The organism is Pseudobacteriovorax antillogorgiicola (assembly GCF_900177345.1).
In the GTDB taxonomy this organism is placed as follows: Bacteria; Bdellovibrionota_B; Oligoflexia; order Oligoflexales; family Oligoflexaceae; genus Pseudobacteriovorax; species Pseudobacteriovorax antillogorgiicola.
Map to the genome: position 1 here is coordinate 42541 of NZ_FWZT01000002.1, position 14290 is coordinate 56830.

At 49.1% G+C, this 14290-nt stretch carries 13 protein-coding genes; all 13 read left to right on the top strand.

Annotated elements, in window-relative coordinates; all coding sequences use genetic code 11:
* Window positions 1–46: 46 nt before the first annotated feature.
* The 13 genes from B9N89_RS02585 (at window position 47) to trpA (ending at window position 14285) form a co-directional block, all read left to right on the top strand.
* Window positions 47–1387 carry an isochorismate synthase gene (locus B9N89_RS02585; protein WP_159455091.1) on the top strand — a complete coding sequence of 447 codons (1341 nt, stop codon included), beginning with the start codon at window positions 47–49 and terminating at the stop codon, window positions 1385–1387.
* A complete protein-coding gene (gene menD, locus B9N89_RS02590; RefSeq protein WP_132315669.1) occupies window positions 1365–3074 on the top strand; it encodes a 2-succinyl-5-enolpyruvyl-6-hydroxy-3-cyclohexene-1-carboxylic-acid synthase in 1710 nt (569 codons plus the stop codon). Before B9N89_RS02585 ends, menD begins: the two co-directional genes overlap by 23 nt.
* Window positions 3071–3973 (top strand): 1,4-dihydroxy-2-naphthoate octaprenyltransferase, encoded by a 903-nt coding sequence (gene menA / locus B9N89_RS02595; RefSeq protein ID WP_132315667.1) that lies wholly within the window; start codon window positions 3071–3073, stop codon window positions 3971–3973. Before menD ends, menA begins: the two co-directional genes overlap by 4 nt.
* On the top strand, window positions 3970–4956 hold the full coding sequence (locus B9N89_RS02600; RefSeq protein WP_159455092.1) for an enolase C-terminal domain-like protein: 987 nt from the start codon (window positions 3970–3972) through the stop codon (window positions 4954–4956). Before menA ends, B9N89_RS02600 begins: the two co-directional genes overlap by 4 nt.
* Window positions 4949–6313: an AMP-binding protein gene (locus B9N89_RS02605; protein ID WP_132315663.1), complete on the top strand. Its 1365-nt coding sequence runs from the start codon at window positions 4949–4951 to the stop codon at window positions 6311–6313. Before B9N89_RS02600 ends, B9N89_RS02605 begins: the two co-directional genes overlap by 8 nt.
* The gene (locus B9N89_RS02615) at window positions 6306–7541 is read left to right on the top strand and encodes a BaiN/RdsA family NAD(P)/FAD-dependent oxidoreductase (RefSeq protein ID WP_132315661.1); all 1236 of its coding nucleotides are present in this window, start codon (window positions 6306–6308) and stop codon (window positions 7539–7541) included. The genes B9N89_RS02605 and B9N89_RS02615 overlap by 8 nt, the downstream gene beginning before the upstream one ends.
* A 259-nt stretch (window positions 7542–7800) precedes the next feature.
* Complete coding sequence (trpE, locus tag B9N89_RS02620) at window positions 7801–9312, top strand: anthranilate synthase component I (protein WP_132315659.1); 1512 nt, start codon at window positions 7801–7803, stop codon at window positions 9310–9312.
* Complete coding sequence (locus B9N89_RS02625; RefSeq protein ID WP_132315657.1) at window positions 9312–9881, top strand: anthranilate synthase component II; 570 nt, start codon at window positions 9312–9314, stop codon at window positions 9879–9881. Before trpE ends, B9N89_RS02625 begins: the two co-directional genes overlap by 1 nt.
* 12 nt (window positions 9882–9893) lie before the next feature.
* Entirely contained in the window at window positions 9894–10901 is a 1008-nt protein-coding gene (trpD, locus tag B9N89_RS02630) for an anthranilate phosphoribosyltransferase (protein ID WP_132315655.1), read from the top strand.
* Window positions 10898–11689 carry an indole-3-glycerol phosphate synthase TrpC gene (trpC, locus tag B9N89_RS02635; RefSeq protein ID WP_132315653.1) on the top strand — a complete coding sequence of 264 codons (792 nt, stop codon included), beginning with the start codon at window positions 10898–10900 and terminating at the stop codon, window positions 11687–11689. Before trpD ends, trpC begins: the two co-directional genes overlap by 4 nt.
* Window positions 11690–11693: 4 nt before the next feature.
* Window positions 11694–12314, top strand: coding sequence for a phosphoribosylanthranilate isomerase (locus B9N89_RS02640; RefSeq protein WP_132315651.1), 621 nt, complete (start codon window positions 11694–11696; stop codon window positions 12312–12314).
* Window positions 12277–13491 carry a tryptophan synthase subunit beta gene (gene trpB, locus B9N89_RS02645; RefSeq protein ID WP_132315649.1) on the top strand — a complete coding sequence of 405 codons (1215 nt, stop codon included), beginning with the start codon at window positions 12277–12279 and terminating at the stop codon, window positions 13489–13491. The genes B9N89_RS02640 and trpB overlap by 38 nt, the downstream gene beginning before the upstream one ends.
* Window positions 13488–14285 carry a tryptophan synthase subunit alpha gene (gene trpA, locus B9N89_RS02650; protein WP_132315647.1) on the top strand — a complete coding sequence of 266 codons (798 nt, stop codon included), beginning with the start codon at window positions 13488–13490 and terminating at the stop codon, window positions 14283–14285. The genes trpB and trpA overlap by 4 nt, the downstream gene beginning before the upstream one ends.
* Window positions 14286–14290 lie beyond the last annotated feature (5 nt).

Consider the following 14290-nt stretch of genomic DNA (forward strand, 5'->3'; position numbering starts at 1 on the left):
TGATCTCGGATATTTTTCCGCTAGACAGATCGCCCCTTCTCAGAGTTTGAAACAGCTTTTGGCAACAGGAGAATGGAGCTTTCACCAGCTTGACGGTTCTGTCATTGCGAATCTTAAGGTTCTATGGCAAGGCTCCATCGATCCATTCGGGCTGCTCAACTTTAGCAGACCTTGCTGGAAGTTTTTTTGGCGCTCGAAGGACTCTCAAGATATCTTCGTAGGTCTTGGATCTCTGGTCAAGCTCGGTGCAGCTGATCGGGCTCGGTTAGAGCAACTCAGAGACTTCCGGTTGTTTGGTGGCCTTCAGTTTCCTGATGGTCAGGATCAAGAGGGGCTTTGGGACGGCTTTGATGACAGCTTCTTTATATTACCCGAAGTCGAGTGGACGTTTTCTGAAGGTGAAACTTTCCTAAATCTTAGGCTTTCCACTGATGGGACAATCAGTGAGGAAGACTTAGGCCAACGCGCTGCTGTCATCTATCGCAATTACATTCCAGCAAACCTAGGGCGAACGATGCCTTCGCTGCCACCGATGGTTCGCAGCACCAACCAACCTTCGAAACATGGTTGGCATCAAATGATTTCGCAAGCCGTTGATGAGATCAAGCAAGGCCTCTATCAGAAAGTCGTGCTGAGTCGTTTTAAGGAGCTGCAATTAGCTCATGACTTGGATTTAGGTACGTTGATGACCAAGCTTGCGGCCATCGAAGAGCGGAGCTATGTATTTGCATTTGTGGAGCCAGGTGGAAAAGCTTTTGTCGGCCGTTCTCCAGAACGTTTGCTGGCCTGGCAAGGAACAAAGGTGCAAGTCGATGCTATCGCTGGCACCCGAAAGCGATTCACATCCTTAACAGCGGATCTAGAGCATGGCCAAGATTTGCAAGGGTCAGACAAAGACCTCGACGAGCATCGTTTCGTGAGTGATTATGTTGAGCAGCTTCTCAAGAGTTTTTGTGATGACGTGGTTCAGAAAGAGCGAGAGCAGATCCTCCGTCTCAAGCACGTCCAACATATGCGTTCGCAGTATCTGGCTCGGCGGCGAGATGAGGTGCATCCTTTAGAGTTGCTATCGGCACTTCATCCGACCCCTGCTGTAGGGGGGGCTCCACGTGAGGAAGCCAGGCAGTCCATAGCGAACCACGAAACATTTGGTCGAGGGCTGTTTGCCGGTGCGTTGGGTTACTGCGCAGGAGAGGCCGGAGATTTTGCAATTGGAATCCGTTCGGCCTTAGTCGAAAACAGTCTCGTGACTATCTTTGCTGGAGCTGGAATCGTAGAGTTATCGACACCGGATGCTGAGTGGCAAGAAACAGAAATCAAGATGAATAACTTTCTTGACTTGTTTGGCATGACGGTAGACCAAGATGAAACAAGCCAACTACACTAAAAATTTGAGCCTTGCCTGGTGCCAGGTGATTTTAGATGCCGTAGCAGATACGGGAGCATCCCACGTTTTTATGTCACCTGGATATCGCGATGCTCCATTTGCAGCTGTTTTGCAGGAGCATCCGCGTTTGACTACGGTCTCGTGCATGGATGAGCGCGCCTCTGGGTATATGGCTTTGGGAGCAGCAAAAGCCCATCAGCGTCCTGCTGTTCTCATCTGCACTTCAGGAACAGCGGTGGCCAACTACTTACCAGCAGTGATTGAGGCCCACAAAGAATCCATCCCCTTGATCGTATTGAGTTGCGATCGGCCTATTGAGCTGATTCATTCGGGAGCCAATCAGACGATCGATCAGAGTCAGGTGCTTGGTGCTTTTTTGAAAGACTACCTTGGCTTGCCTAGCCCCGAAGATCAGATCTCGGCACCTACCTTGCGGGCGATGTTAACCCGAAGTCTAGAGCAAGGCCTCATTTTTCCAAGAGGGGTGGTTCATATCAATGTTCCTCTGCGAGCTCCCTTGGAGCCGCAAGAATATAAAACGGATCGTTCCCAAGCCTTTATCAATTCAATGGCCTCCCTACGGCCTACGATAATTGAAGGACAATCGACTCGTGAACCTAAGGGAAAGGTGGGGAGGTTAGAAGATTTAATCCATCGTGCCGAACGAGGACTTATAATCTTGGGACGCTTGGATGAATCAGCAGACCGGGTTGCGATTGAAGAGCTGGTGCGAGGTTTATCCTGGCCTTGCCTTGCGGATATCGGTTCGTCTTTTAAAGGACATCTCGATAACCTTGTGGATGCAGAACTTCCTCAGACTCAAGAGTGGCTAGAGACCTACCAGCCAGATGCCGTGCTTCATTTGGGGCGCCATCTCGTGAGTAAGTACTGGGATATATATCTGCAAAAGCGTCCAAATCTTCCCTACGTGGTTGTGTCACCTGAAGCGGGCAGCCAGAACCCGGCGTTCACAGCCTATACCCATATTCGAAGCGAGGACTATCAGTTTTTAGATGGACTTGCTTTACCGGAGCAAAAGAGCGCAACTGAGGGGATGAGGGCTTGGATGGAGAATGCTTCTGAGCTAGTTGCGCGGTATCCCCATCTAACATTACCGGGGCTAGCCCAGTTAATTATGAAACATTCGCACTCCCAGAATCTATTCTTGGGCAACTCTAGTTCGATTCGTGCCTTCGATACCTGGTACTTTGATTCTCCTCAGCATGTCAAGAGGGTGGATGCCAATCGAGGGGCAAGTGGTATTGAGGGCTTGGTTTCCACAGCTACAGGGCTTGCCCTGGCAAGTGGTGAGGCTTGGGATGTGGTGCTTGGTGATGTGTCGATGATCCATGACTTAAACTCACTTTTTCAACTTTCTATCAGTCCAGCTCCTCTTAGGGTTTTTCTAGTCAATAATAACGGTGGGCAAATTTTCCGAAAACTTCCTCTTGGACAGTTTCCAAGCGTCCTTAATCCATTAGTGACGACACCCCATGAGTTTAACTTTCAAGGTGTCGCTCAATCTGCTGGACTGGCGTATAAAGTGGTAGAGACTAAGGACGCCCTGTTAGCCCTGCTGCAGAAAGCCCCTAGGGCTCCGGAATTGATTGAAGTTCCCGTCAAGATCGAGGATGATCTGGAGCTATTTGATGCGATTAAAACTCTTCCGAGGAGGAAAGTGCTTTGACTTATTGGCAAGTTCTATGGATGGGCATCCGACCTGCAACTCTACTACTAGGCGTTAGCCCTGTCATCCTGGGAAGCGCTCTTGGCTATCAGCACTTGATCGAGCAAGGGCAGAATCCCAGTTGGATCAATGGCCTCACCTTTTTAGCTGCTTTAGCTGTGGTGGTGTTGATGCAATCTGCCGCCAATTTAGTTAACGATGCGGAAGATGCGGCATCTGGAGTCGACAATGACGCTAGGCGAGGCCCGTTGCGTGTTGTTCAAGCAGGATTGATGTCACAGCGCAAGGCGAAGGACGCCTACCAAGCCATGCTTGGGCTCGCAGTTTTTATTGGCCTACTACTGACGATCCATGGTGGCTGGTCCGTGTTGGCTGTGGCTATCGTAAGTGCGGCAGTTGCATACCTTTATACTGGGGGGCCCAAACCTCTTTCTCACCTTGGTTTGGGGGAGGTTGTTGCTATTGTCTTTTTTGGCCCTGTAGCAGTCCTGGGCAGTGCCTACTTGCAAAGTCTAACTTGGCAGTGGTCGGATCTCCTTTGGTCTATGGGGCCAGGGTTGCTTGCTGGTGCAGTAATGGCGATCAACAACCTAAGAGATCGTAGAGGTGATGAACGCACCGGGAAACGAACCCTCGCCATCCAGTTAGGGGATCGTCTTGGGCAGCATTTGCCTTGGTATCTCGTGTTGGCCAGCGTCGCCGTATTTTTTGCCTATGCTCTCTGGAATCAGATCTGGCTCGTGGGGCTGATCTTGTCCTTCGTGATGCTTAGGTTGCTTCGCGCTAGCCTCAAGCCTCTGATCTTCCCTAGGGCAGATCTATTGAATAAAGCCCTGAAGCTCACATCAATCTTTGTTGCGGTTTACTGTGCGGTTTATGCTCTGGTTGTGGTGCTGTGATTATTCACGAGATCAAAGTGGAGCAGGTTCACCTGCCCTTTGTTCGTAGTTTTCGTCACCAGGGTCGCGACATACTGGGTAAAGACCTCGCGATTCTCACTGTATACGATGAACATCAGCGACTCTACCGCGGTGAGATCGGTCCCTTATCTGGGGTTCACCGAGAAAATCTTAGGGAAAGTATTTCTGCGTTATCTAAGCAAAAGCCAGAGGATCTCGGTGAGTCTGGCTCTTGGCCTTTGCATCGGCATGCCTTTGGTAGCCCCTATCACACAGGGATTGCAAGTCTTGATAGCGCCTGGGAACAGGTCTTGTTTCAGCGTTGGTTAGATGACAAGGGCTCTCAATCCGAATTTACAGCTCCTATAGCAGGATTAATAACATTAGATCGAGAGTCAAATGCCTTGCAGGATTTGCTTAAGCAGAACTTCAAGTCTATCAAAGTGAAATTGGGCCGAGACTCGTTCGATGCTGAGCTGAAGGCGCTTGAGCAGCTTGTCGATACCTTAGCCAGTGGCACTAGACTGCGTCTGGATGCAAATCAGAGCTTAAGCACCGCGCAGGTCCGGAAACTATGGGATAAGTTTTATGATCAAATTGAGTTCTTTGAAGAGCCGTTTCCATCTTTAGAGCAGAACTTAGCCCTTGATGGTGTTCCCATTGCGCTCGATGAATGTCTTTGGGACCGCGAACTTGATGAGCTGGCAAAGGACGTTTATGTCGTTGTAAAGCCCATGCGCCTCGGACTATCACGAGCCTTTGAATGGCTTGCTAAAGGTCATCCAAAAGATCGCTTAATCTTGTCATCATGCTTTGATTCTGGAATCGCTCTTAGGTCCTATCTGAGGTTTATTCAACACTTCGAGCTAAGTGCCAGTCATGGGCTCGGCACTTACGAGTATTTGGCACATGATGTTATGGAATCTAGGATGCCTTGGGAAGGCTCGACTATGAAGCTAGAAGAGGGTTATAGCTATGACTAGCTTGGCGAACTTTCTTGAGCTTCCTTCCGATCAAGTGGTTATAGAAGTGGGTGATGAGCGTATCACAACGAGGGTTCTTACCCAGCATTTAGAGCAAGTAGCTTGCTGGATCGCAGAGAACAGCACGAGTCAAAAATTGGTGATGACCTTCTCCTGCCCCTATAAAACCTGGCTGGCTTCGTTGGCTAGTTTAGCCTTAGGTAGGATAGCGGTTTTGTTAAACCCACGGTTTCCTGAAGGGCAGAAGCAAAAGCTTTTAAAAAACTTAGACAGCTATGAAGAACTATCGGAGCCCCTCCTTGGCCCGAACCGACCCCGATTGGCCATTGTTGCAAAAGCGTTGGCGCCTCATCATCCCTGGCTCATTATTTTTACGTCGGGAAGCAGTGGTCAGCCGAAGGGTGTCGTGCACTCATTGGCGAGCCTGCAAGAGAGTGCGCAATCATTTATATCCTTCTATCAGGCGAAGGAAGGGGATCGATTTCTTCTATCTCTGGGTCTATTCCACATCGGTGGGTTTATAATTGCGATGCGGGCACTTGAAAGTCGGGGAGTCCTTGTTATCGGTGGTGGGGCAAAAACTGTTAAGACTGATCTGATAGCTTCAGAGCCAGACTTTGTTTCCTTGGTACCTGCTCAACTCCACGATGCTCTGGAGAACCCATCAGCATCACAAACCCTATCGAAATCTAAGGCTGTTCTTATCGGTGGTGCGAGCGCGGCCAAACCCCTCATAGAGAAAAGCCTAGCCCTTACCATACCTATATCACTGTGTTACGGTAGCTCAGAGACAGCAGCACAGGTTGCGGCTCTCCCTCCAGGTCAGCCTCCAGCATCAGCCCAGCATGTGGGGCAAATCATGCCAGGCCGATCGGTTCGCATTGCGGACGACTGTGTGTTGGTTCAAGGTGCTGGCGTGATGCTCGGATACTGGAGGACCGGGCACTTTGAAGCTACCGACGACCAGGTTTATCAAAGTCAAGACCTAGGCCGCGTTGAAGGCGGTGATTTGTTCCTCATGGGTCGCAAAGATACTGTTTTCCAATCAGGTGGCGAGAATATAGCACCAAGCGAGATTGAGAGTATTTTGAATCACCTTGATAGTGGAGCCCGCTATCTTGTATTGCCGCTCGCAGATCCGCGATTGACTTGGGTTCCTCAGTTGGTGGTCGTTGGAGAAAAGCCTAACTTAGAGCGAGTTTTGCAGGCCATGGACAAGCAACTTGCGCCTTTTAAAAGACCAGTGAAAATATACTGGGACCCTGCTCGAAATCTTGAGCAGAAGCTCCAGAGGCAAAGCTATCTTGAAAAAATCGAATTGAAACAGCTAGAAGTTCTATGGGAGCGATATGGCTAATCTCATTGTTATTGGGGCTGGAGCAGCCGGTGTTTTTGGGGCAATCAATGCCAAAATTCGGAACCCGGATTTAGATGTCGTGATTTTGGAAGGTACGAGACGGCCTCTCAATAAGGTTAAAATCTCTGGCGGTGGTCGCTGTAATGTGACCCATCATTGCTTTGACCCTAAGAAGCTTGTGGCAAATTATCCTCGTGGTAGCCGTGAGTTGCTGGGGCCCTTTCATCGCTTTCAGCCACAAGATACGATCCAATGGTTTCAAGATCGAGGTGTCGCGACGAAGGTGGAAGCTGACGGCAGAATGTTCCCAACCACGAACTCCTCTCAGACCATCATTGACTGCTTGTTGGGAGAAGTGAAGCGCCTCAATATCGAGCTGCGCTTGGGAGCTATAGTTAAAGAACTGACAAGAAATGAACAGGGTTTCGTTGTCAATCTGCGCGAAGGTGTGATCCGCGCTGATGCTGTCATGCTCGCCACGGGAAGTGCTCCCAAGGGGCATCAGATAGCATCGAATCTGGGTCATCAACTATCGGATCCAGTTCCGTCTCTGTTTACGTTTAATGTGGAAGATGCCCTAATAGATGGCTTGGCAGGACAGAGTTTTGAAGCAGTTGATGTTCAGCTAAAAGTAGACGGGCGTAAAAAACCGTTTCTGCAAACAGGTCCGCTGCTGTTTACCCATTGGGGTTTGAGCGGGCCAGCGGTTCTTAAGCTGTCTGCGTTTGCTGCTCGCCAGTTGTATCAAAGCGATTACAAAGCAGAGTTAAAAGTTAATTTTCTGCGCTTACAAGAAGACAGAGCCTTGGAAAAGCTCATGGAGCTTAAAAAGATACATCTCAAAAAGCAATTCGTTAAAACTCCCCTTGATAGTTTGAGCAAGCGCTTTTGGGGGCGGCTTCTAGAGGTGCATGAGCGTGACTCCGGTACCATCTGGAATGACCTCGATAAGAAGACTTTGAGGCGCATCGCACAGACTCTTACCCAGTACAGCTTTAAGGTTGAAGGAAAAGGGCAATTCAAGGAAGAGTTTGTGACCTGCGGAGGTGTTAAATTGAATCAGGTTGATTTTCGCACCATGGAAAGCAAGGTTTGTCCTAATCTCTACTTCGGTGGTGAAATCCTCGATATTGATGGCATAACAGGTGGTTTTAATTTTCAAAATGCCTGGACCACGAGTTGGATCATGGCTCAATCCTTTGCAAAAGCCACCCAGTCGGCTAAATAGGCTTCACCTTGACGTTTAAGCAGTTATGGCGTGATTAGCCTGGAGTCCCGTTGTTTCTGATTTGGTGTAAGCCATAAATGCATGCTTGCGATATCCCCGAAATCGTTGTACAGACAAAAGCTGAGCTAAGTCTCTGACCTGTGGGTTAACAGGCATTGGTTCAGCTGTAGGTCCCTACAATCTGCAGCGAGTTGTAATACTCGATAGAATAACATCGATAGGAAAATCGTTTTGGATTTAAGTGAGTGGTGGAGACAAAGTGAATATTTACCCAAGCCTAGAGCAGGTACGGCTCATGGCGCGGCGGGACTACCGGATGATTCCCTTGGGGATCGAGATGCCGGCAGACACGCTGACCCCAGTGAGTGCCTTCCTCAGATTACGACATTCAGGTTCGAAGCAAGCCTTTTTACTCGAAAGTGCCGATGGTGGCGAAGAAGTTGGTCGCTACTCCTTCCTTGGCATAGATCCTTTTGCTAGTCTCAGAAGCCGCTCTGATCAACTAGTTTTTTCCCATTATAATTCATCTCAAGTCATCCAAGATCGCGCTAGTTTTCAATCTGTTGAAAAACTAATCAAAGAATATCAGTCCATGCACCTCGAAGGCTTTCCACCGTTTACTGGTGGTGCTGTGGGATACGTCGCCTACGATGCTATTCAGCAGCTTGAAGATATCCCTATGCCAGACAAAGGTCTGGACTCAGACGATATCTACCTGATGCTTTTCAAACATATCATAGCCTTTGATCAACTTAAGCATCGGCTTTATATCGTGACTCATATCGAGACAGATGATGACGCCGACCTTGATCCGCTATATCGAGATGCGGAGGCTAAAATTCAAGATATTCGAAAGCGCTTGTTTGAAAGCACAGATAAAGAGGTCTTGGATCTTAGCCTAAGTGAAGTTGCTTCGGTGGAGCCTGTTGAGGCGGAAGCGACTTTGGGCAAAGAGGCTTTTTGTGCTGGTGTGAAAACCATCAAAAAGCATATCCGTGCTGGAGATATCTTTCAATGCGTTCTCTCGGATCGCTTTCACTTTCCGTTCGAGGGAGATCCATTTCTTGTCTACCGAATTCTGCGGATGATCAATCCATCTCCTTATCTCTTCTATCTGGCTCTTGAAGATGATGAGTACCTACTGGGTTCGTCACCAGAGATGTTGGTGCGATCCTACGATGGTAGGCTAGAAACATGCCCCATCGCAGGAACGAGACCAAGGGGAAAGGACCACAAGGAAGACAAGAAGTTAGAGTCTGATCTGCTGGCATCTGTAAAGGAGAAAGCAGAGCACTTGATGCTTGTTGATTTGGGTCGAAACGACATTGGGCGAGTGTCGAAACCAGGAACAGTGCGGGTTTCTGAGTTTATGAAAGTGGAACGCTACTCTCATGTGATGCACTTGGTTAGCCTTGTTGAGGGCAAGCTCAAGCGTAGTCTTACCCCGTGGCAAGCCTTGGGAGCATGTTTTCCTGCAGGAACTCTCTCGGGCGCACCTAAGATTCGCGCCATGGAAATCATCTCTGACTTAGAGCCTGAGAGGCGGGGGCCTTACGGTGGGGCGGTAGTCTGCTATGATTTTACCGGCAACCTGAATTCATGCATTACCATTAGGAGCCTTTACATCAAGGGCGGCAAGGCTTATGTCCAAGCCGGAGCAGGTGTTGTCGCTGACTCTCGGCCTGAGAAAGAGTGGGAAGAGGTTCTCAATAAAGCCAAAGCTGTTCGTAGTGCGGTTGCCATTGCCCAGCTAGCGGAAGGAGAGGCCTGATGATTCTTCTCATAGACAACTACGATTCTTTCACATTTAACGTTTATCAGTATCTATGCCAGCTCGGGCAGAAGGTGAAGGTTGTTCGCAATGATAAGATGGCGATGAGCGATATTGAGCGTATGGCGCCTGATGCGATTGTCATCTCTCCGGGGCCTGGGAATCCAGACCAAGCTGGAATTACCTTAGAAACCATTGAGACGTTTGCTGGTAGCATTCCTATTCTCGGAATTTGCCTCGGTCATCAATCCATTGCGCAGGCATTCGGAGGCCGGGTTATCCGGGCCAAGACGATGATGCATGGCAAGACGTCACCGGTATCGCATACAGGGCGTGGGTTGTTTCAAGGCCTTCCTAAGCCTTTGACTGTGACTCGCTATCATTCGTTGATTGTGGAAAGGAAAAGTCTTCCGAAATGCTTTCGTATCACATCCGAGACAGAGGATGGGGTTATTATGGGCATCAAACATAAGCGTTTTCCTATCGAGGGCATTCAATTCCATCCCGAGTCTTACATGACGGATAGTGGCTTGAAGATCCTTGAAAATTTTTGTGCACAGCTATCCTGATGGAGTCGAGACATGAAGCAATATCTGAACAAACTGTTTGCTCGTGAATCCTTGAGTGAGCAAGAGGCCAATGAGGCGATGAACCTCCTGATGGGGGGGCGGGTTAGCCCTGAAGAGGTGGGAGCATTTCTCGGGGCCTTGCGCGGGAAGGGCGAAACCATTGAGGAAATTACTGGCTGTGCCAAGTCGTTGCGAGATCATGCGATTCCTCTTAGGATTAAGCGTACCGATCTGATCGATACCTGTGGCACCGGTGGCGATGGAGCCAACACCTTTAATATATCAACCACCAACGCCTTTGTGATTGCGGCTGCTGGCCTGGGTGTATGCAAGCACGGCAATCGCTCGATTTCTAGCAAGTGCGGTAGTGCTGATGTCTTGGAAGAGCTTGGAGTGCCTATCGATCTTGAGCCTGAACGTGTTGCAGAAAGCATCGATAGATATGGTTTCGGTTTTCTTTTCGCTCCCAAGTTTCACCCTGCTATGGGGCACGTGGTACCCATTCGTCGCAACTTAGGGGCCCGGACCATTTTTAACTTGCTGGGGCCTCTCGTCAATCCAGCCTTTACCAAAAGGCAGGTCATGGGAGTCTACGATCGCAAGATGCTTGAGCCATTCGCCTATGTGTTAGCTTCACTTGGTGCTGAGGAAGTGATGCTTGTGACTGGAGATGATGGTCTTGATGAAATCACGACAACAACAACCACCCAAGTTGCTCATCTTAAAGATGGCCAGGTAAAAACATATACCATCGACCCAAGAGACTATGGCATCGATCTGGCGAGAGCCGAGGACTTAGCAGGGGGAGACCGGAAGACAAACGCGGATATCATCACAAGAATCCTACGAGGTGATGATCACGGCCCGAAACGGGATATCGTCGCCATCAACGGGGCTGCAGCATTGCTTGTTGGTGGGAAAGTCTCAGACCTTGGAGAAGGTTTGAAGGCTGTTCACGATATCTTGGATCAAGGAAAGGCTTGGGAGGTTCTCCAAGCTGTAAGGGGAGGTGGAGCATGAGCGAAAGTATTCTGCATAAAATTGGTGCCACCGTCCAACGCCGTATTGATGATTTAAAAACGACGACATCTTTGGCCGAACTCAAAGAACAGGCAGGCAAACGATCTTATAAACCCCAAGATTTCACAGCTCCTTTTCGGGAGGCCGATAGAGTATCAGTGATTGCGGAGTTTAAGCGAGCTAGTCCCTCAAAGGGAGATATTGCGCCGGAGCTTAAGCCACTAGACGTTGCCGGCCAGTACTTAGATGCTGGCGCAACAGCACTCTCGATCCTGACGGAACCAAGCTACTTCCGCGGTGATTTGGATTATATTCGTCAGATAAGGTCTGCCCATCCAAAAGCTCGGATTTTGATGAAGGATTTTTTTGTCGATGAGTATCAACTCTATCAGGCCCTCGACGCAGGTGCAGATGCGATTCTGATTATTGTGGGATTGTTAGGTAAGGAGCGAGCCTTAGAGCTTCATAGTCAGGCACAAGACTTAGGGCTCACCACGCTGGTGGAGGTTCACGATGAGCAAGAGCTTGCATGCGGTTTATCTCTTCAACCTGACTTACTTGGCGTCAACAATCGTGATCTACGAGATCTGAGCATCACCTTAGAAACGAGCCGCAGGTTGAAAAAGCTTATCCCAGACGATCAGCTAGCCATTAGTGAGAGTGGAATAGAAACTCTTTCCGATATAAAGAGCCTTCAAAGCATTGGCTACCAAGGCTTTTTGGTTGGTACGAGCCTTATGAAAACTGGCACACCGGGCTCGGCACTAAAAAAACTCATCGAAGGATAGACTCATGAGGATCAAAATCTGTGGCCTTACCAAAGAAGAGGATGCTCTGCTTGCTGCTGACCTTGGAGCCTGGGCTTTAGGATTCATTTTCTACCCAAAAAGCCCTCGCTATGTGGCTCCAGAAGCTGCTGCCTCAATTATCGAAGCGGTGCGACGGCGTTCACAAAACCCTCCCGATTGTATCGGCGTTTTCGTGAATGAAAATGTGGACGATATACGGAAGATCCAAAAACTGACTGGAATTGATCGCGTGCAGCTCCATGGGGACGAAGCCCCTGAGCTTTGTACGCAATTCTCTGGATCCATCAAAGCTGTGCGTTTGTTTAGCGAGACTGATCTTGAGTCCGTAGCCGCCTTTGATGGGATCATTGACTATTTACTGATTGATGCAGCAGTGAAAGGGCAGTATGGGGGAACTGGGCAACTTGCTAATTGGGAACTGGCTAAAAAGGCAAAGTCAAGCAGCGCGCCTTTGATTCTTTCCGGTGGGCTGGATCCTGAAACAGTCAAGGCTGCTTGGGATGCTGTTCAGCCCTGGGCGCTCGACTTATCTTCCGGTGTAGAGCAAGAACCAGGCATCAAAGATCATGAAAAATTACGACGTCTTTTCCGAGAGGAGATATAAAGTGAAGCAATTTCCAGATGAAAAAGGTTATTTTGGGCGCTACGGTGGCCGCTTTGTACCGGAAACTTTAGTGGAGCCGGTCAAGGAGCTTGAAGCGGGCTTTCGCAAGTATTGTGGTGATGATGACTTCCAACAAGAGTTAGATGAAATTCTCCGCGACTACGTAGGGCGACCGACTCCATTATCTTATGCAAAGAGACTTACGGAGCATCTCGGTGGCGCGAAGATTTACCTGAAGCGAGAGGATTTGCTTCATACCGGCGCTCATAAAATCAATAACGCCATTGGCCAAGTTCTGCTAGCGAAGCGAATGGGTAAACATCGCATCATCGCTGAAACTGGTGCTGGTCAGCATGGAGTGGCCACTGCAACGGCGGCAGCTTTGCTAGGTGTTGAGTGTATTGTTTATATGGGAGCCGTTGATGTGGAACGTCAGGCCTTGAATGTCAAGCGTATGAATCTACTAGGTGCCAAAGTCGTTGCAGTTGACAGTGGTACAAGAACTTTGAAGGACGCGATTAACGAGGCTATGAGGGATTGGGTGACGAATGTCAAGACCACGTTCTACTGCTTGGGTTCGGCACTTGGTCCACACCCATATCCAGAAATGGTTCGCAATTTTCATCGGGTGATCGGACAAGAGGCTCGTGAGCAGATTTTAAAGGCTGAGCAACGACTGCCTGATGAGCTAGTCGCCTGCGTGGGTGGTGGCTCCAATGCTATCGGCCTATTCCATGCATTCCTTGATGATGAGTCTGTGGCCATGGTGGGGGTCGAGGCCGGTGGCTATGGTATCGCTTCCGGCAAGCATGCGGCTCGTTTTTCTGGTGGTAGCGCTGGAATCCTCCACGGCACCTACACTCACATGCTGCAAAATCATGATGGTCAGATTCAGGAAACCCATAGTATTTCGGCTGGTCTCGATTATCCGGCAGTGGGACCCGAACACGCAAACCTAGCTGAGCTAGGGCGAGCGACCTACACCTATGCTGACGATGAGGCAGCAAAAGATGGTTTTCGAGCCTTATCTCGCTACGAAGGCATTATCCCTGCTTTAGAAACATCGCATGCAGTAGCCTATGTTTTGAAACGTGCTCCCGAGCTAGCCAAGGACAAAATTATGATTATCAATGTTTCTGGCCGCGGTGACAAGGATCTGGAAGGAGTTGCATCATGAGTATCAGCAGAGTATTCGAAATGCTTAAGAGCGATGAAAAAAAGGCTTTTGTCGCTTATATCACCGCGGGAGATCCTGACTTAAATACCACAAAGGAACTCTGCCGAACTCTAGTTTCTTCAGGAGTGGATATCATCGAACTTGGGGTTCCCTTTTCCGATCCTTTGGCCGATGGACCTACCAACCAAAAAGCTTCTGAGCGAGCCTTAGCGTCAGGAACGGATTTAAAAAGCATCCTTAGAACCGTCAAGGAACTTCGCGATGAGGGATTCGATACTCCAATCGTCCTATTCTCCTATCTTAACCCCATTTTTGCGATGGGTTTCGAAGGCTTTGCGAAAGCTTGCCGTAGCTCCGGTGTGGATGGAGCGTTGGTTCTCGATCTTCCCCCTGAAGAAGCGGAGGACTACATAGAAGCCATGCGGAGTCAAGAACTCGATACGGTATTTTTGGCCTCTCCAACGACCACCCGGGAGCGATTAGAATTGATCAATAGGGAGTCTCGCGGTTTCGTGTACTACGTTTCGCGAACGGGAGTCACAGGAGTACAACAAGATGTTTCTGAAACTCTCGACCAAGAGATTGCCAATCTTAAAGATTCCATTAAGAAGCCTGTCGTGATCGGCTTCGGTATTTCCACTCCCGAGCAAGCCAAGAAAGTTGGAGCTCTAGGAGAGGGAATTGTCATTGGCAGTGCTATCGTAAAGATGGTAGAAAACTACCACGATCAAGCTAATACGATTGACAAGATAGCAGATTTTGTAAAGGGTATCTCTAACGTCCTGAAGAGCTGAAGGAG